The organism is Rhodoferax sp. (assembly GCF_028715765.1).
In the GTDB taxonomy this organism is placed as follows: domain Bacteria; phylum Pseudomonadota; class Gammaproteobacteria; order Burkholderiales; family Burkholderiaceae_C; genus Rhodoferax.
Genome location: NZ_JAQURE010000001.1, coordinates 53582 through 71068, shown reverse-complemented (window position 1 = coordinate 71068; position 17487 = coordinate 53582). Strand labels below are relative to the sequence as shown.

Sequence of the window (17487 nt, the reverse complement as noted above, 5' to 3'; positions counted from 1 at the left end):
TAAGAAATCAGGCTCTAGCCCTTGCTGTGTAAGCGTGGGCAGCTATGAAAAAAATTAACCTAGGCCGGTCACGCCAGGCGATAGGTTTCCAGATGGATGCTGGTCTCGGTGCTGCTGATGCCACGAATGAGCCGGATGCGCTCCAGCACATGGGACAGCTCGGCCAAATTGGCAGCGCGCAGTTCGGCCAGCAAGTCCCAGCGGCCATTGGTGTCGTGCAGGCAGGCCACACCGGGTTCGCCGAGCAGGCTGGCAATCACGGCGCGGGTCTCGTTGCCCGCCACGGCCACGCTCATCCAGGCGCTGATCTCGTTGGGCTCTGCCTCCGGGCGCAAACGCACGGTATAGCCGACGATGATGCCCGCGTCTTCAAGCTTGGTGATGCGGTTGCTGACCGTGCCCCGCGACACACCCAATTTACTGGCCAAGGTGGCCACACTGGTGCGGGCGTCTTTGCGCAAAAGTGACAGCAGTTGTTGATCTGTAGCATCCATATTGCCATTTTGGCACCTGGGTATGACTAAATGGTAGTTTTTTGCCATAAAGCCAACAGAACTGCCAATTTACATTGGCATGCCCATTGGAGACACTGCTGCTACTGCATTGGAGACACACACCATGAAAAACCCAGCCCTCAGTCAACCACCCACACAAACCCAATTTTTAAGCGTCCAGGACGTTGCCACGCTGGTCGCCAAAGCTGGCACGGCCACCACCTTGCGCCGCCTGGCGGACTACATTGCGATTGATTACCGGCGCTGGCAAGACTTTGACAAATGCGCCCGTGTGGCCAGTCATTCAACGGACGGCGTGATCGAGCTGATGCCAATTTCAGACGCCACCACCTATGCCTTCAAATACGTCAACGGCCACCCCAAGAACACGCGCCTGGGGCTGCCCACCGTGATGGCTTTTGGCGTGCTGGCTGATGTGGCCACCGGCATTCCGCTGCTGCTCAGCGAGCTGACGCTCAGCACCGCCTTGCGCACCGCGGCCATGTCGGCCGTCGCAGCCCGCGCGCTGGCGCGCCCCAACAGCAAAAGCATGGCGCTGATTGGCAACGGTGCGCAGGCGGAATTTCAGGCACTGGCCTTCCAGCATTTGCTGGGTATTGAGGAAATTCGGTTGTTTGACACCGACGCCTTGGCAACGGCCAAACTCATGCGCAATCTGCAAGGCACCGGGTTGCGTTTGATCGTTTGCAACAGCATTGCGCAGGTTGTGCGCGGTGCGGACATCGTGACCACGGTGACGGCTGACAAGACCAATGCCACCATTTTGACGCCCGAGCTGATCGAGCCTGGCATGCACATCAACGGTGTCGGTGGCGACTGCCCAGGCAAGACCGAGCTGCACCCCGATGTGCTGCGCGCGGCCAGTGTGTTTGTTCAGTACGAGCCGCAAACCCGCATTGAAGGCGACTTGCAGCAGCTGCCGCCTGACTTTGCCGTGACCGAGCTCTGGCAAGTGCTGCGTGGCGAGGCGCCGGGGCGCACGTCAGAGGCTCAGATCACGCTGTTTGACTCGGTTGGTTTTGCGCTGGAAGACTATTCTGTGCTGCGCTACCTGCGCGATGTGGCGGCGCAGGCAGGTCTGGGGCAAAAGCTGTCGCTGCTGCCCGAACTGGCTGACCCCAAAGACCTGTTTAGCCTGATTCGCCCGGCGGCCACTTCGACCAGCGCCGCGAAGCCGTCAAACCCTCGCACCCATGATCTGGCTCAAGCCGCGCTAGCATTGGCCGCATGAACACCCGCCCACTTATCCCCAAAGCCAGCCACGCCCTGGCCAATGTCAGTCTGATTGGCGTTCCCACCGACATTGGCGCCGGTACGCTGGGAGCCCGCATGGGACCCGAGGCGCTGCGGGTTGCCGGCCTGGCGCAGGCGCTGGCGCACTTGGGTTTGACTGTCAAAGACTGTGGCAACCTGCAAGGTCCGGCCAACCCGTGGCAAGCTGCGGTTGACGGCTTTCGCCATCTGCCCCAAGTGGTGCAGTGGAACCAGTTGCTGCATGACGCCATGTACGCTGAACTGCAAGCCGGGCAGTTGCCCATCATGCTCGGTGGCGACCATTGCCTGGCCATTGGCTCCATCAGCGCGGTGGCACGGCACTGCCGCGGCCAAGGCAAGAAACTGCGGGTCTTGTGGTTTGATGCGCATGCCGATTTCAATACCGCCACCTTGACGCCCAGCGGCAACATCCATGGCATGCCGGTGGCTTGCCTGTGCGGCCATGGCCCGCAGGCGTTGATTGAGATCGGTGGCCATGTGCCGGCGCTCTTGCCCAAACAGATTCGCCAGATTGGCATTCGCAGTGTGGATGCCGGTGAAAAGCGTCTGGTGCATGACATGGGCATTGAGGTGTTTGACATGCGTTTTATTGACGAGATGGGCATGCGCCACGCCATGGAACTGGCGTTGGCTCTGGTGGATGCCAACACCCATTTGCACGTCAGTTTGGATGTTGATTTTCTCGACCCGGCGATTGCCCCTGGCGTGGGCACCACCGTCCGCGGCGGCCCGACCTACCGCGAGGCGCAGCTGTGCATGGAGATGATTGCCGACACCGGTCGCCTTGCATCGCTGGACCTGGTAGAACTCAATCCGGCGCTGGATGTGCACAACCAGACCGCCGAGCTGGCGGTGGACTTGATTGAGAGCCTGTTTGGCAAAAGTACCTTGATGCGCACGGCTTTGCAACCCCATAGCCTCTAACCCGTTCAGTGATTCGCGCAAGTGCGTTGGTGTGTGACAGCTTTGGCTCAGCCCGTGCCGCTAACATCACCCGCTTATTTCACAAGGAGCTTCTCAAATGATGATTTCAACAGTGGGTATTGTGGGTGCGGGCACCATGGGCAACGGCATTGCGCAGGCCTGCGCTGTCAGCGGGCTGAATGTGGTGATGGTCGATATTTCAGAGGCTGCGGTGAACAAAGGCATTGCGGCAGTGTCTGGCAGCTTGGACCGGCTGCTGAAAAAAGAAAAAATCACCGCTGCCGACAAAGCTGCTGCCCTGGCGCGCATCAAAGGCTGCACGCACTATGGTGACCTGACTGGCGCGCAACTGGTGATTGAAGCCGCCACCGAAAACTTTGACCTCAAGGTCAAAATTGTCAAACAGCTTGACGACATGCTGGCGCCAGAGGTCATTGTGGCCACCAACACGTCGTCTATCTCCATCACCAAGCTGGCCGCTGTCACCGGGCGGGCTGACCGGTTCATTGGCATGCATTTTTTCAACCCGGTACCGATGATGGCGCTGGTTGAGATCATTCGTGGCCTGCAAACCAGTGACGCCACCCACGCCGCCGTGCATGCCATGGCCACCCAACTGGGCAAGACACCCATCACGGTCAAAAATGCACCGGGTTTTGTGGTGAACCGGATTTTGGTGCCCATGATCAACGAGGCTTTTTTTGTGCTGGCCGAAGGTTTGGCCACGCCTGAGGACATTGATAACGGCATGAAACTGGGTTGCAACCAACCCATTGGGCCGCTGGCGCTGGCCGACATGGTGGGGCTGGATGTGTGCCTGGCGGTGATGGACGTGTATTTGCAAGAATTTGGCGACAGCAAATACCGCGCTTGCCCGTTGCTCAAAGAGATGGTGGCTGCTGGCTACCTGGGGCGCAAAACCGGGCAGGGCGTTTACAGCTATTAAAATAGAAGCTACTTACGCAATATCCATAAGCGCTAGAGGTCTATTTTATTGTTAAATTTTCCAGCCAACCAGGTGTTGCAGTTTGCGCCCAGGCTGGCTGCGACAATGCAGCTCTTTTTTGACACTTGCCGGGTTGGTGGCTTCACCAGCCAGCACTGACTGCAGCGTCTGCCAACCGGTACTTTCTACTTTTTATGACAGAATTTTCAACCATTCAAGTGCGGCCCGCCAAAGAGCGCGATGCCCAAGCCATTGCCCAAATTCAAGCCGCTGCCAGCCAGGCCGCCTTCAAGGCGCAGTTTCCCGGCGAAGCCATGCCAGAGTTTGACAGCCTGAAAAAAAGCCAGGCCTATTGGCGCGAAGCCATTGAGTTTGCCGACCCCCAAGTGGTGGTGGCCGTGAAAGGCGCTGAGGTGATGGGTTTTGTGGGGTTTGACCGCTCGCGTGACCCCAAAACCCCGGCCACCATGGGTGAGATTTGGTCTTTGTACGCGCACCCCAGCCACTGGGGGCAGGGTGTGGGGCTGGCGCTGTGGGACGCTGCTTGCGAAGGGTTGCAAGATGAAGGCTGCACCAAGGTCACCGCTTGGGTGCCATTGGGTTATGAGCGTGCCTTGCGGTTTTTTGACATGGCTGGCTTCAAGCGCGAAATGACCAGCATCAAAACCGTGCTGGTGGGGCTGACCCGGCTGGAAGAAATTCGCTTCAAGCGCGATTTGAGCTGACATGTCGCCGGTTTTTTCAAGGGGTCTGTGATGGCTGGAAGTTTGTTGCTGCTGTTGGACGACATCGCCACGGTGCTGGACGATGTGGCTTTGCTGACCAAGGTGGCGGCTAAAAAGACCGCAGGGGTGTTGGGTGACGACTTGGCGCTGAATGCCCAGCAGGTGACCGGGCTGACTGCCGACCGTGAGCTGCCTGTGGTGTGGGCGGTGTGCAAGGGGTCTTTGGTCAACAAGGCCATTTTGGTGCCTGGTGCCTTGCTGCTCAATGCCGTGGCTCCTTGGTCAATCACACCGCTGCTGATGGCAGGTGGGCTGTTTTTGTGTTTTGAGGGGTTTGAGAAAGTCGCTCACAAGCTGCTGCACAGCACCCAAGAGCAAGCCAATGAGCATGCAGAGCTGGTCAAAGCGCTGAGTGATGAGGCCACCGACCTGGTGGCTTTTGAAAAAGACAAGATCAAAGGCGCGGTTCGCACCGACTTTATTTTGTCAACCGAGATCATTGTCATCACGCTGGGCACAGTGGCTACCAGTTCGTTTTTGACGCAATTGAGTGTGCTCAGTGGCGTGGCGGTACTGATGACGTTGGGCGTGTACGGGCTGGTGGCTGGCATTGTCAAGATTGATGACCTGGGGCTTTACCTGAGCCAACGGTCGTCCAGCGTGGGGGCAAATTTTCAGCAAGCGCTTGGCCGCGGTTTGCTGCGTGCCGCCCCGGTGTTGATGAAAACCCTGACTGTGGTGGGCACCGCTGCCATGTTTTTGGTGGGTGGCGGTATTTTGGCGCATGGTTGGCACACGCTGGGGCAGGGCATTGAGCACATCAGCGCAACCCTGCCTGGCATGCTGGGCGCGGTGGTGTCGCTGGGGTTGAGCGCGGGTGTGGGCGTGGTAGCTGGTGGTTTGGCTTTGGCCACGGTGACTTTGGTACAGCGCGTGAAAGCCAAATTTTTGTAAGCCTTTTAGTGCTCTAGCGCTTGTTATATAAGCGCTAATAGCTATTATATTTGAAGCAAATTAAATGCTGCTGCGAGGCTTTAGACTTCGCCGCCAAAATGTGCTGTGAGCTTGTCTAAATAGAGCTCGACCATTTTTTCAAATTCTGATCCCACCACAGGAGCCACCACCATTTTCATCAAACCAGGCAAGGGCAGGGTGAGCTCACCTTTGGATTTAAAGACCAAGTGGGTGGATTTCTTTTTGTCGGTGATTTTCCAGCTGCCCGACACCAAGGCATTTCCTTCACCTTTGACCGGCGTCCAGACGACCGAGCCTTTGGTTTTGTCGCTGGTGTATTTGCAAGCGTAAACGGTTTGCAAATTCACCTGTGCCAGCCCAATTTTTTCCATTTCCCAGCGGTAGACGCCCTCACCGAGGTCGGTGAGCTGGTCTACTTTGGGGAAAAAACTGGCTGATTGAGGCACGTTGCTGAGTACTGCAAAAACAGTCTCAAAATCTGCCTTGACGTTGAGTTCATAACCTAGATCGATGTTCACGGTGATGGCCATGTGTGTGTCTCCAAATGTTGTTTGTCGGGCAAGCGGGTACAGCGCGCTTTCGGTGGGGCTGCCCAAGCCAAGCAAAAGCGTCACACTACTCGGCTCACCCTCATCATAAAACCCCTCATGACTTTGCTGCTTGCGCCCATGGAAGGGCTGCTGGATTTTGTACTTAGAGACATTTTGACCCGTGTCGGTGGCGTGGACAGGTGCGTGTCTGAGTTCATTCGCATCAACGATACCTTGCTGCCTGAGCGTGTGTTTGTGCGCTGTGTGCCTGAGTTGTTGCAGGGCAGCAAAACAACCTCAGGGGTGGCGGTGCGGCCGCAATTGTTGGGTTCAGACCCACAGTGTTTGGCTGACAACGCAGCTTGTTTGGCTGGGCTTGGCGCTGAGGGAATTGACTTGAATTTTGGCTGCCCGTCGCCTGTGGTGAACCGGCACCGCGGGGGCTCTGCATTGCTGGACGAGCCCGAGATGCTGTTTGCCATTGTGTCGGCGGTGCGCCAGGCGGTGCCTGCGCAGGTGCCGGTGTCGGCCAAGATGCGATTGGGCTTGCATGACGACCGCCGCGCCGAGGCTTGTGCGTTGGCCATTGAGGCGGGGGGCGCCAGCGAGATCGTGGTGCACGCCCGCACCAAACAAGACGGTTACCGCCCGCCTGCATATTGGCACCGCATTGCCGACATTGGCGCGGTGGTGCAATTACCATTGATTGCCAACGGTGAAATCTGGTCTGTGGCCGATGCCCTGCGCTGCCGCGAGGTTTCAGGCTGTCAGCGCTTGATGTTGGGGCGTGGCATGGTGGCCAACCCGGCGCTGGCGTTGGCCATTCGGGCCCATGATGCGGGTCATGTCACACCGGTGGCGTTGAGTTGGCCAGCGTTGTTGGCACTGCTTGATCAGTTTTGGCAGTTGGTGGTGCAGCATTTGGACAAAGAGCAGCAAACTGGCCGACTCAAGCAGTGGTTGAATCTGCTGCGCCGTGTTGACCCGCAGGCGCAAGCGGCTTTCATGGCGGTGCGCACCTTTCACCAACCGCATGATGTGGCGCTTTGGTTGGCAGCGCAGCACAAGGCCCTTGAGGCACATGGTTGAAGACTCACTTGAATTTAGATCAGGCAGCACCAACTGTGAAAGCATGTCGCTTGCTCCATGCGTGCCAGATAAAATGACCTAATGGCAACCAAAACCCCAAAAAAATCCACCCCTATTGCACCCCGTGTGCAAGAGGATGATGGCGACGGCACGGTAGTGCTGGAACGGCGCACCCAAAAAACCCGCCCCCCGTCGATGTACCAAGTGGTCATGCTCAACGACGACTACACCCCCATGGAATTTGTGGTGATGGTCATTCAAGAATTTTTCTCCAAAGACCTTGAAACCGCCACGCAAATCATGCTGCAAATTCACATAGACGGCAAAGGTGTGTGTGGCGTGTATTCGCGTGACGTGGCGGCCACCAAGGTCGATCAAGTCATGGATGCGGCACAAAAAGCCGGTCATCCTTTGCAGTGCGTGAGTGAGCCGGTGCCGACCTGAAGCCCCTGTATTCCATTCATGCTGAACTGATTTTTAAATCAGATTACAGTCAACTCCCAACCCAAAGCTATCCAAAGGAACACCATGATTGCCCAAGAACTGGAAGTCAGCCTTCACATGGCATTTGTGGAGGCGCGTCAACAGCGCCACGAATTCATCACCGTAGAGCATTTGTTGCAAGCCTTGCTGGACAACCCCAGTGCGGCCGAAGTGCTGCGCGCTTGCTCAGCCAATATGGATGATTTGCGCAAATCATTGCTCACTTTCATCAAAGACAATACCCCGCAAGTGGCGGGCAGTGATGACGTTGACACCCAGCCTACGCTGGGTTTTCAGCGCGTGATTCAGCGTGCCATCATGCATGTGCAGTCCACCGGCAGTGGCAAAAAAGAAGTCACTGGTGCCAACGTGCTGGTGGCCATTTTTGGCGAAAAAGATTCGCATGCGGTTTATTACCTGCATCAGCAAGGCGTGACCCGGCTGGATGTGGTGAATTTCATTGCCCATGGCATCAAAAAGAGTGATCCACCTGAGCCCGTGAAATCAGGCGAGGCACCAGCTGATGCCGAAGAAGCGGCAGCTGAAAAAAATGAAAAAGCTTCACCCCTTGAGCAATACACGCAAAATCTGAATCAGCTCGCCAAAGACGGCAAGATTGATCCGCTGATAGGACGCGAGTACGAAGTGGAGCGAGTGATTCAAATTTTGTGCCGTCGCCGTAAAAACAACCCACTTTTGGTGGGCGAAGCGGGTGTGGGTAAAACCGCCATCGCGGAGGGGCTGGCGTGGCGCATCACCCAAAAGGCTGTGCCTGAAATTTTGGCAGAGTCGATTGTTTATTCGCTTGACATGGGGGCACTGCTGGCGGGTACCAAATACCGTGGTGACTTTGAGCAACGCCTCAAAGGTGTGCTGAAGTCCATGAAAGACAAGCCCAATACCATTTTGTTCATTGACGAGATTCACACCTTGATTGGTGCTGGCGCTGCGTCGGGTGGCACGCTGGACGCTTCAAATCTGCTCAAGCCGGCGTTGAGTTCTGGTGCCCTCAAGTGCATTGGCGCCACCACATTCACAGAATACCGTGGCATTTTTGAAAAAGATGCTGCACTGAGCCGTCGTTTCCAAAAGGTGGATGTGGTCGAACCCACAGTGGAAGAAACGGTAGAAATCCTCAAAGGGCTGAAGTCGCGCTTTGAAGAGCACCACAACGTCAAGTACGCCGTGGCTGCATTGCAAGCTGCCGCTGAGTTGAGCGCCAAATACATCAATGACCGGCATTTGCCTGACAAGGCGATTGATGTGATTGACGAGGCCGGTGCGGCACAACGCATCTTGGCGCCCAGCAAGCGCAAGAAAATCATTTCCAAAGCCGAGGTTGAGGAAATAGTGGCCAAGATTGCTCGCATTCCACCAGCCAATGTGTCAAACGATGACCGCGGCAAACTTAAAAGTCTGGAGCGCGACCTGCGCAACGTGGTGTTTGGACAAGATCAGGCCTTGGATAAATTGGCCTCTGCGGTCAAGATGTCTCGTTCTGGCTTGGGTAAAGGTGACAAACCGATTGGCTCATTCCTGTTCAGCGGCCCCACGGGTGTGGGTAAAACCGAAGCGGCCAAGCAGTTGGCCTACATCATGGGCATTGAGCTGATTCGCTTTGACATGAGCGAGTACATGGAGCAGCACGCCGTGAGTCGCCTGATTGGCGCACCTCCGGGCTATGTGGGCTTTGATCAAGGCGGTTTGTTGACGGAAGCCATCACCAAGAAGCCGCACTGCGTGTTGTTGCTTGATGAGGTGGAGAAAGCTCATCCAGCCATCTTCAATGTGCTGCTGCAGGTGATGGATCATGGCACGTTGACCGATAACAACGGCCGCAAGGCAGATTTCCGCAATGTCATCATCATCATGACTACCAATGCCGGTGCCGAGACCATGAACAAGGCCACCATTGGCTTTACCAACCCGCGTGAGGCGGGTGATGAAATGGCTGACATCAAACGCTTGTTCACACCTGAATTCCGCAATCGCTTAGATGCCATCGTCAGCTTCAAGGCGCTCGATGAAAACGTCATTCTGCGGGTGGTTGACAAGTTCCTGTTGCAGCTTGAAGCCCAGCTGGCCGACAAAAAGGTTGAAGTCACTTTCACTGACAAGTTGCGTAAACATCTTGCCAAGAAAGGTTTTGACCCGCTGATGGGCGCACGCCCAATGCAGCGCTTGATTCAAGACACCATTCGTCGGGCTTTGGCCGATGAGCTGCTTTTTGGGCGCTTGGTCGACGGCGGGCGTTTGACTGTGGATTTGGATGAAACTGACACCAGCAAGACCGAGGTCTTGCTGGATATTCAGCCACTGCCTAAAAAAGAAGGCAAATCCAAACCGGAGCCTCAGGAGGCCAGCACTATTTGAAACCAACTCGGTCCAGCAGCTGCTGGACTTTCACTTGGTTCATGCCGACCACACTGACATGAACCGTTTCGCTTTTGAAATGGCCGCTCGTCATGGCCTGCAGGGCAGGGTTATTGATATGCACGCCACGTGCCGCTGGCCACTCGTTGTTGCCATCTGCAAAGTGGTTTTGTGCTGACGGGCTGGCCAGATACTCCAGAAATTTGACGGCATTGGCGGTGTTTGGCGCATTTTTTGCCACTGCACCTCCTGCAATGTTCACATGAGTTCCCCAAGAGGATTGGTTGGGAAAAACCACGCCTACCTTTTCTACAACCGACTTGTCCTCTGGCTTGGTTGAGCGCATCAGCCGGGCCAGGTAATAACTGTTGGTGACTGCAATGCCGCATTCACCCGAGGCAACCCCTTTGATTTGGTCGGTGTCGCCGCCTTTGGGTGAGCGTGCCATGTTGCTTACCATGCCCTGCAACCATTGCTCGGTTTGTTTTTCACCCAGGTGCTCCATGACCGCACCAAACAGCGACAGGTTATAGGGGTGTGAGCCCGAACGAATGCACAGTTTGCCTTTGTTTTTGGGATCGGCCAGTTCTTCGTAGGTATCCACATCTTGCGGTTTGACGCTGACTTTGTTGTAAACGATCACCCGCGCCCGGGTCGAAAAACCAAACCAGGGGGTTTTGCCAGCGCTGTTGGTGTTGGCTCTGAATTGTTCGGGAATCGCGTCGTTGAGTGTTTTGGATTTGATAGGTTGGAACAAGCCTTCAATTTCTCCGCGCCACAAACGAGCGGCATCCACCAATAAAATAATGTCAGCCGGTGACGAGGTGCCTTCAGCCTTCAGGCGGGCAATGATGCCAGCGTCATCCGCATCAACTCGGTTGATTTTGATGCCTGTGGATTGGGTGAATTGCTGGTAAAGCGCGGTGTCTGAGGGGTAGTGGCGTGCTGAATAGATGTTGAGTTCATTACTCTGCCCAAAACTGTTGAAGCTGATGCCTGCAAGCAGACAAAGGGTCGAAATGAATTTGGCTTTCATTGGATTGAGTTTATAAAGTTGTTGAAGATTTCACTTTATCACAAATGCGAATCATTCTTATTAAGAGTTTACTGAAAACCATGTGCTCCACATCTCTTGGATCAAGCTTGTCTGCTGCGGTAGTCGGTTGACACCCATGCTGGGTGCAAATAAAAAAAGGGCTGGTCTTGCGACCAGCCCTGAAGGGATCCCTGAACCAAAAGGTTTCGAAAGGACCCGAGGAGACAACCAGTAAAGGCTAAAAGCCTCAAAAATTCATATGTAGTATCTCAGGGTTTGCCCTTGGTTTTTAGAGCGACACCCCTGAATTCATATTTTTTTAATAAATCAGGGTCAAAAAAGCATTAACGCTTTTTGGCAGCAGGTTTTGTAGCTGCGGTGGCAGTGGCTGTGACTGTTTTGAAGTTGGATTCAGCAACTTCAGTGGCTTGTTTCACAGCTTTTTGAACCGATTCAAGTGCATTGTTTGCAGCAGCCACAGCGCTTTTCATGACAGCCACAGCTGACTCAGATCCGGCAGGTGCATTTTTGGATGCTGCATCAATCAAGCTGACAAATTTTTCTTGTGCTTCTGCGGCTTGGCTTTCTACAGCTTTCGTGAATTCACTGCTGGTGCTGGTGGCAATTTCGTACAAATGACGGCTGTAGGCGGCAGTCTTTTCAGCCAAGGGTTGCAACAGGGTTTGTTGCAAAGCGATCAGTTCTTGAGCGTCTTTCACGCTCAACAAAGCTTTGGCGTTTTCACCTGTTTCATTCAAAGCAGCTTTGGAAGCGCTCAGATTCAATTCAACGATTTTTTCAACACCTTCAAATGCTTTGGATGTCAGCCCCAAGAGGGTTTCGACATTGGCTTTTTGAGCGGCGAGGATTTGTTCTACGGTCAGCATATTAAGACTCCTTGAGGTAAAAAAATGGATGTTGCATTTGAACTGAGACAAATTTGCTCATGTTGTTGCACTGCAGCATGATTTCATTATAGGGTTATCCCGATCCAATGCAAGTATTTTTTGTTGCATTGCAACAATTTATGCAATCTGATCAAAATTGACGATGAATGCGGTTGCATATTGAAAAATATGACAGCCTGGTCTTCTTGATTTCACAGCGCATGAGCTGCGTTGTGCTTCAAAATTGATGAGTTAAAAAATTACAACTTGGAGCACGCCTTGAATCCCTATGGTTTAACTGACCGCATTTACCCAACCAAGCCTACCGATGTGTATTTGTTCGCCACTTGCTTGATTGACCAATTTACACCTCAAGCTGGTTTAGACACGGTCAAGCTGCTTGAGCGCGAAGGCATTCGCGTGCACTATCCAGACCAGCAAACCTGTTGCGGTCAACCTGCACACAGCAGCGGTTACCAAGACGAAGCCCGTGCTGTGGCCTTGGCGCAACTTGACTTGTTCAAAGAACCCTGGCCGGTCGTGGTGCCCTCTGGGTCTTGTGGCGGCATGATGCGCTCACACTACCCGCATTTGTTTGCCCACGACCCGGTGTTGCATGCCAAGGCGGTGGCTTTGGCAGAGCGCGTGTTTGAGCTCAGTGAATTTTTGGTTCATGTGGTCAATTTTGACCATCAAGATCTCGGCGAGCCTTGCACCATTGCTTTGCACACCTCATGCCATGCCCGTCGGCAAATGGGTGCACATGAAACCAGCGCTGCATTGCTTGACAGTCTGGCCAACGTGGAGGTTCGTGAACAAGCTCGTATTGAGGAATGTTGCGGTTTTGGTGGCACTTTCGCCATGTTGTACCCAGACATTTCGGAAGCCATTGCCACCGACAAAGTGGCTGCCATCAAGGCCACAGGGGTGCCACGTGTGGTCAGTGCAGATTGTGGTTGCTTGCTCAACATCACTGGCCGTTCAGCTAAACAAGATGAGTTGGCTGGCAGCAAGCAAGTCAGCTTGGCCGGCGAGCATTTGGCTTCTTTCCTATGGCGCAGAACACAGGGAGAAAAAGCATGAGTGCCCGTGAACACATATTGAGTCGTTTAAAACAAACTCAAATACCCAGTGCAGCACCGTTGCCTGATGTGGCCGCCTGGTTTGAAGGTCGGCAGCGTAACGAAAACATCTCTGAGCGCAAAGCGCGTTTGAAAGCTGCATTAGAAGCCGTTCACACTGAAATTCATGAAGTCACACCAGCCAACTGGACCGCCACACTGGTTGAGCTGGCCAAACAAAAAGGCATTGGCCAAGTTTTGATTGGCACCGACACGCCGCATGGTGCACAACTGCAAGCCACCGATTGCCCTGACCTGAAATTGATTGAATACACCCAGCCGATTGACACCTGGCGCGATCTGCTGTTTGACGGTGTGGATGCTGCATTGACTTTGGCCATGGGTGCGGTGGCCGAAACGGGTAGTTTGATTCTCTGGCCAACGCCGAGTGAACCTCGGTTGATGTCGCTGGTGCCCTCTGTTCATTTTGTTTTGCTAGATGTGGACCACATTCATTCAGACCTCTTTTCAGCCATGAAGGCCAATCACTGGGAAAACGCCATGCCCACCAACGCCTTGCTGATCTGTGGTCCCTCCAAAACGGCTGATATTCAACAAACTTTGGCTTATGGCGCACACGGTCCCAAAGAGTTGGTCGTCTTGTTGCGTCAATCTACGGGAGACCTGTCATGAGCAAAGTGATTCATATTCACCCGGCTGAAGACTTCAAGGCGCGCAGCAAAGCGGTGCTGGACAACCCTGGACAGCGCAAAAATTTTCGTGGCGCCATGGATTTTTTACAGGCCAAGCGGCGAGCCCAATTCAGCGAGCAAGATGAATTACAAGGCCTGCGCGAGCTTGGTGCGTCTATTCGCCGCTACAGCTTGGCCAATTTGCCGCGTTTGCTAGAGCAGTTAGAAGCCAATTTGACCGCCAATGGGGTGCAAGTGCATTGGGCAGAAAATCCAGCGCAAGCCAACGCCATTGCCCTGGAGATTGCCCAGCGGGTGCATGCCAAACGCATCATCAAAGGCAAGTCCATGGTGAGTGAAGAGGTCGGCTTTAACCATGCTATGGAAGCCGCTGGCATTGAAGCCTTTGAATCTGACATGGGTGAATACATTGTGCAGTTGGCGGGTGAAACGCCCTCGCACATCATCATGCCGGCCATCCACAAAACCAAGCAAGAAATTGCGCAATTGTTTGCCGATGAAGTGCCGGGCGTGACCTACACCGAAGATGTGGACGCTCTCATTCAAATTGGTCGGCGTGTGTTGCGGCGCAAGTTTGCCGAAGCAGACATTGGTTTATCGGGTGTGAACTTTGCAGTTGCCGAAACCGGCACCCTCTGCTTAGTAGAAAACGAGGGCAATGGCCGCATGTGCACCACAGTGCCCAAAGTGCACATTGCCATCACCGGCATTGAAAAAGTGGTGCAAAAACTAGAGCACTTGCCACCCCTGCTGAGTTTGCTCACGCGCTCTGCCACCGGTCAATCGGTCACCACCTATGTCAACATGATCAGCGGCCCGCGCAAGGCCGATGAAAAAGATGGCCCGCAAGAGGTGCATGTGATTCTGCTTGACAACGGCCGCACGCAAGCCTATGCCGATGATGAATTGCGCGTTACCTTGCAATGCATTCGCTGCGGGGCGTGCATGAACCACTGCCCTGTCTATGCCCGCATTGGTGGCCATGCTTACGGCACCACTTACCCAGGTCCCATTGGCGCCATCATCTCGCCGCACATGCTTGGACTTGACCAAACCTACCCGTTGGCATTTGCCTCAACCTTGTGCGGTGCGTGCAACGAAGTGTGCCCGGTCAAAATTCCCATCACTGACATTCTGGTTCGTTTGCGCAGTGAAGCACAAGCCAAACCCGAAACTGAAGAGGCCACCTTGCGTGGCAGCGGTGCTGCCCGCACGTTGACCGCTGCCACGGTGTGGGGCATGTGGTCGCAGGTGTACAGCAAATCCGGGCTTTACAAATTGGCCTCGTGGTTCATCAGCCGTGGGCGCGGCATGTCACCCAGCGACCAGGGTGCGTGGACGCGCAGCCGCACACCGCTGGTACCTGCGCCCAAACGGCTGCGCGATTTGATGAAAAACCGCAAACCTTAACGCACGCCCTCAATCGCTTGAGACTGGCAAAATCAAGCGTCATGACAACTCTGACATATTCACCTGATAAACGCATGTGTCGGAGAATTTCAAACCCGTTTTAAGTCAACTATGCCTACTCAACCCTTGCCCCCAGAAGACCTCAATGAGGTTGACGCCGCCATCATCTCCCGCATGTCATGCCGCGCCTTCACGCCGCAAGCGGTTCCCTCAGACATGTTGCGCAGCATGCTGGATGTGGCCAGCCGCGCCCCATCTGGCACCAACACACAGCCGTGGAAGGTGTATGTGCTTCAAGGCCAAAGTCGTCAACTGCTGGTAGACAAGGTCTGCGCCGCCCACGATGCACTTCGCGCAGACCCAAGCAAGGCCCACCAATACAAAGAAGCTTACGACTACTACCCTGAAAAATGGGTCAGCCCTTACATTGACCGACGCCGCGAAAACGGCTGGAGTCTTTACGGCTTGCTTGAAATTGGCAAGGGTGACAAAGACAAAATGCATGCACAGCATCAGCGCAACTTTCGGTTTTTTGATGCGCCTGTGGGTTTGATGTTCACCATCGACCGCGTCTTGGGTCGTGGCTCCATGTTGGATTACGGCATGTTTCTGCAAAACATCATGGTGGCCGCACGTGCCAGAGGGCTGCACACCTGCCCGCAAGCCGCTTGGAACGGCTTTGCCAACATCATCCTGCCACACATTGGTGCACCTGCTGAAGAAATGCTGGTCTGTGGCATGGCTTTGGGCTATGCCGATGAAGCAGCTGTCGTCAACACATTACATACGCCACGCACATCTGTTGCTGAATTCACGCACTGGCTTGAATAAAAAAAGTCACGCTGTCAGCGTTGAGACAGTGAAAAAATTGACAATAGTCCAAAATTCACTGTTACAAATCTTAATTTGACGCGAAGGATGTGTTTATGCGCACGGACATGTTCCAACAATCGTTGGAAGACCTGAATGGCTCAACCGCCGACATTGAAGCCTCAGCTTTGATTTCCACTGACGGCTTGATGATTGCCTCTGCCTTGCCTCACGGCATGGATGAAGACCGCATTGGCGCCATGTCGGCCGCTTTGCTGTCTTTGGGGGAACGAACCGCCCGTGAATTGGCACGTGGTTCGCTTGCCAGAGTTTTGATTCAAGGCGAGCGCGGCTACGTCATCATGAGCTCAGCAGGCCCCGAGGCTGTGCTAACCGTGTTGGCCAAGTCCAACGCCAAGCTTGGCCTGATCTTTCTGGACATCAAGCGTGCCGCCGAGACCTTGTCCAAGCTGATTTAACCAAAGGGCTGACATGGTGATCACTGATATGGCTCAACCTGCAGAGCCTTGCACCGCAAGCAGGATGATTTACACAGACGGCACTTCGCGCACTGTTTACGCCACGAACCACGAAGTGGCTTTTCCAGAAGGGCGATTGATTGTGTCGCGCACCGATCTGGCGGGCATCATCACCCATGCCAACGATGCTTTTGTCGAAATGAGTGGCTACACCCGAGATGAGCTCATTGGTGCCCCACACCACATCTTGCGTCACCCAGACATGCCCAAACTGGCCTTCAAAGGGTTGTGGGACGATGTTGCAGCTGGTAAAAAATGGCATGGCTACGTCAAAAACCTGCGCAAAGACGGTGCGTTTTATTGGGTGTATGCCACGGCCGTGCCCAACATCCGCAACGGCGTCATTGTGGGCTACACCTCGGTGCGCCGTAAGCCGTCTCGCACCCGCATCAATGAGTTGATTCCCCTATACCAACAGTGGCGCAGTCAAGAACAGGCCGCATCATGACCCTTCAATTTTTAATTGCGCCAGATTTCTCGCCAGAGCGCTTTGCCGGCTGGCACATGCTCAACACCACTTTGCAACGCCGCTCGGGCATTCATTTGCATTTGGTCACCCCCGCCTCGGCGCACGAACAATTAGAGGTGTTGGCAGCTGGCCAAACCGACCTGGTGTATGCCAACCCCTTTGATGCCGTTGACATGATTCGCACGCAAGGCTATCAACCCTTTGCGCGCCCGGCCAAACGCTTTGATGAAATGGTGATCGCCACCGCCATGACGTCGGGCATCCACGCCATTGAAGACCTCAAGCCCGGTTGCCGCATTGCCCTGACTGAAAACCGCGATGTCAAGCTCATTGGCTTGCGCTTGCTTGAACCCGCAGATGTGACCGAAGCCCAGGTGGTTTGGTCTACGGTTGACAGCTACCAGGCTGCCGCGCGCAAAGCACTCAAGGGCGAGGTAGATGCTGCCTTTTTCTTGGCTGATGCCTATGCCTCGCTGTCCAAAATGACACGCAGTCAACTGCATGTCTTGGTGGAAAGTGCCATACACGACATCTCTCATGTGCTGCTGGCGCATCCGCGCATGGCCGCTGACCTTCCGGCCATTGAAAAAGCTTTTTTGGAGCTTGGGCAAAAGCCGGGTGACACCGAGGTTTTAGAGGCGTTAGGTTTGGTGGATGGCTTTGAGGCCATGGATCAAGAGCAAGCTGAATTCATGATTGACCTGATGGACACCTTGCTGGATTAAGC

The 17487-nt window shown here is 54.5% G+C and carries 19 protein-coding genes; 15 read left to right on the top strand and 4 right to left on the bottom strand.

The annotated features are described in order from the left end of the window. Positions 1-68: 68 nt before the first annotated feature. Positions 69-494 carry an Lrp/AsnC family transcriptional regulator gene (locus PHT20_RS00400; protein ID WP_300084771.1) on the bottom strand — a complete coding sequence of 142 codons (426 nt, stop codon included), beginning with the start codon at positions 492-494 and terminating at the stop codon, positions 69-71. Positions 495-618: 124 nt separating this feature from the next. Here PHT20_RS00400 and PHT20_RS00395 point away from each other — a divergent pair, with 124 nt between their 5' ends. The 5 genes from PHT20_RS00395 (at position 619) to PHT20_RS00375 (ending at position 5339) form a co-directional block, all read left to right on the top strand. Beyond that, complete coding sequence (locus PHT20_RS00395) at positions 619-1746, top strand: ornithine cyclodeaminase (protein ID WP_301018945.1); 1128 nt, start codon at positions 619-621, stop codon at positions 1744-1746. Continuing rightward, positions 1743-2714, top strand: coding sequence for an arginase (rocF, locus tag PHT20_RS00390; protein ID WP_301018944.1), 972 nt, complete (start codon positions 1743-1745; stop codon positions 2712-2714). Before PHT20_RS00395 ends, rocF begins: the two co-directional genes overlap by 4 nt. A 97-nt stretch (positions 2715-2811) precedes the next feature. Next, the gene (locus PHT20_RS00385; protein ID WP_301018943.1) at positions 2812-3660 is read left to right on the top strand and encodes a 3-hydroxybutyryl-CoA dehydrogenase; all 849 of its coding nucleotides are present in this window, start codon (positions 2812-2814) and stop codon (positions 3658-3660) included. Between the two features lie 194 nt (positions 3661-3854). Continuing rightward, on the top strand, positions 3855-4385 hold the full coding sequence (locus PHT20_RS00380; RefSeq protein WP_300088340.1) for a GNAT family N-acetyltransferase: 531 nt from the start codon (positions 3855-3857) through the stop codon (positions 4383-4385). A 30-nt stretch (positions 4386-4415) separates the two neighbouring features. Next, positions 4416-5339 (top strand): DUF808 domain-containing protein, encoded by a 924-nt coding sequence (locus tag PHT20_RS00375; protein WP_301018942.1) that lies wholly within the window; start codon positions 4416-4418, stop codon positions 5337-5339. 80 nt (positions 5340-5419) lie between these two features. Here the strand turns inward: PHT20_RS00375 and PHT20_RS00370 are convergent, their stop codons facing one another. Beyond that, positions 5420-5890 carry an SRPBCC family protein gene (locus PHT20_RS00370; RefSeq protein WP_301018941.1) on the bottom strand — a complete coding sequence of 157 codons (471 nt, stop codon included), beginning with the start codon at positions 5888-5890 and terminating at the stop codon, positions 5420-5422. Positions 5891-6007: 117 nt separating this feature from the next. On the opposite strand from PHT20_RS00370, the gene PHT20_RS00365 reads away from it, so the two are divergent. From PHT20_RS00365 to clpA, 3 genes are all read left to right on the top strand, one after another. Continuing rightward, positions 6008-6979: a tRNA-dihydrouridine synthase gene (locus PHT20_RS00365; protein ID WP_301018940.1), complete on the top strand. Its 972-nt coding sequence runs from the start codon at positions 6008-6010 to the stop codon at positions 6977-6979. Positions 6980-7060: 81 nt separating this feature from the next. Then, positions 7061-7423, top strand: coding sequence for an ATP-dependent Clp protease adapter ClpS (clpS, locus tag PHT20_RS00360; protein ID WP_301018939.1), 363 nt, complete (start codon positions 7061-7063; stop codon positions 7421-7423). Positions 7424-7507: 84 nt separating this feature from the next. Beyond that, positions 7508-9835, top strand: a complete 2328-nt coding sequence (gene clpA / locus PHT20_RS00355; RefSeq protein WP_301018938.1) for an ATP-dependent Clp protease ATP-binding subunit ClpA — start codon at positions 7508-7510, stop codon at positions 9833-9835. Here the strand turns inward: clpA and PHT20_RS00350 are convergent. Both PHT20_RS00350 and PHT20_RS00345 read right to left on the bottom strand, forming a co-directional pair. Continuing rightward, positions 9828-10871 carry an extracellular solute-binding protein gene (locus tag PHT20_RS00350; RefSeq protein ID WP_301018937.1) on the bottom strand — a complete coding sequence of 348 codons (1044 nt, stop codon included), beginning with the start codon at positions 10869-10871 and terminating at the stop codon, positions 9828-9830. The genes clpA and PHT20_RS00350 overlap by 8 nt on opposite strands. A gap of 344 nt (positions 10872-11215) precedes the next feature. Continuing rightward, positions 11216-11758, bottom strand: coding sequence for a phasin family protein (locus PHT20_RS00345; RefSeq protein WP_300087700.1), 543 nt, complete (start codon positions 11756-11758; stop codon positions 11216-11218). Positions 11759-12037: 279 nt separating this feature from the next. Between PHT20_RS00345 and PHT20_RS00340 the strand changes: the two genes are divergently transcribed. The 7 genes from PHT20_RS00340 to PHT20_RS00310 all read left to right on the top strand — a co-directional run bounded on the left by PHT20_RS00340 (position 12038) and on the right by PHT20_RS00310 (position 17485). Then, a complete protein-coding gene (locus PHT20_RS00340; RefSeq protein WP_301018936.1) occupies positions 12038-12841 on the top strand; it encodes a (Fe-S)-binding protein in 804 nt (267 codons plus the stop codon). Next, a complete protein-coding gene (locus PHT20_RS00335) occupies positions 12838-13512 on the top strand; it encodes a lactate utilization protein (protein WP_301018935.1) in 675 nt (224 codons plus the stop codon). The genes PHT20_RS00340 and PHT20_RS00335 overlap by 4 nt, the downstream gene beginning before the upstream one ends. Further along, the gene (locus PHT20_RS00330; protein ID WP_301018934.1) at positions 13509-14942 is read left to right on the top strand and encodes a LutB/LldF family L-lactate oxidation iron-sulfur protein; all 1434 of its coding nucleotides are present in this window, start codon (positions 13509-13511) and stop codon (positions 14940-14942) included. Before PHT20_RS00335 ends, PHT20_RS00330 begins: the two co-directional genes overlap by 4 nt. 111 nt (positions 14943-15053) lie before the next feature. Continuing rightward, positions 15054-15773 (top strand): nitroreductase, encoded by a 720-nt coding sequence (locus PHT20_RS00325; protein WP_300087708.1) that lies wholly within the window; start codon positions 15054-15056, stop codon positions 15771-15773. A 107-nt stretch (positions 15774-15880) separates the two neighbouring features. Next, positions 15881-16231, top strand: a complete 351-nt coding sequence (locus PHT20_RS00320) for a roadblock/LC7 domain-containing protein (protein WP_300087710.1) — start codon at positions 15881-15883, stop codon at positions 16229-16231. A gap of 13 nt (positions 16232-16244) precedes the next feature. After that, a complete protein-coding gene (locus PHT20_RS00315; RefSeq protein ID WP_301018933.1) occupies positions 16245-16739 on the top strand; it encodes a PAS domain-containing protein in 495 nt (164 codons plus the stop codon). After that, a complete protein-coding gene (locus PHT20_RS00310) occupies positions 16736-17485 on the top strand; it encodes a phosphate/phosphite/phosphonate ABC transporter substrate-binding protein (RefSeq protein WP_301018932.1) in 750 nt (249 codons plus the stop codon). The genes PHT20_RS00315 and PHT20_RS00310 overlap by 4 nt, the downstream gene beginning before the upstream one ends. Positions 17486-17487 lie beyond the last annotated feature (2 nt).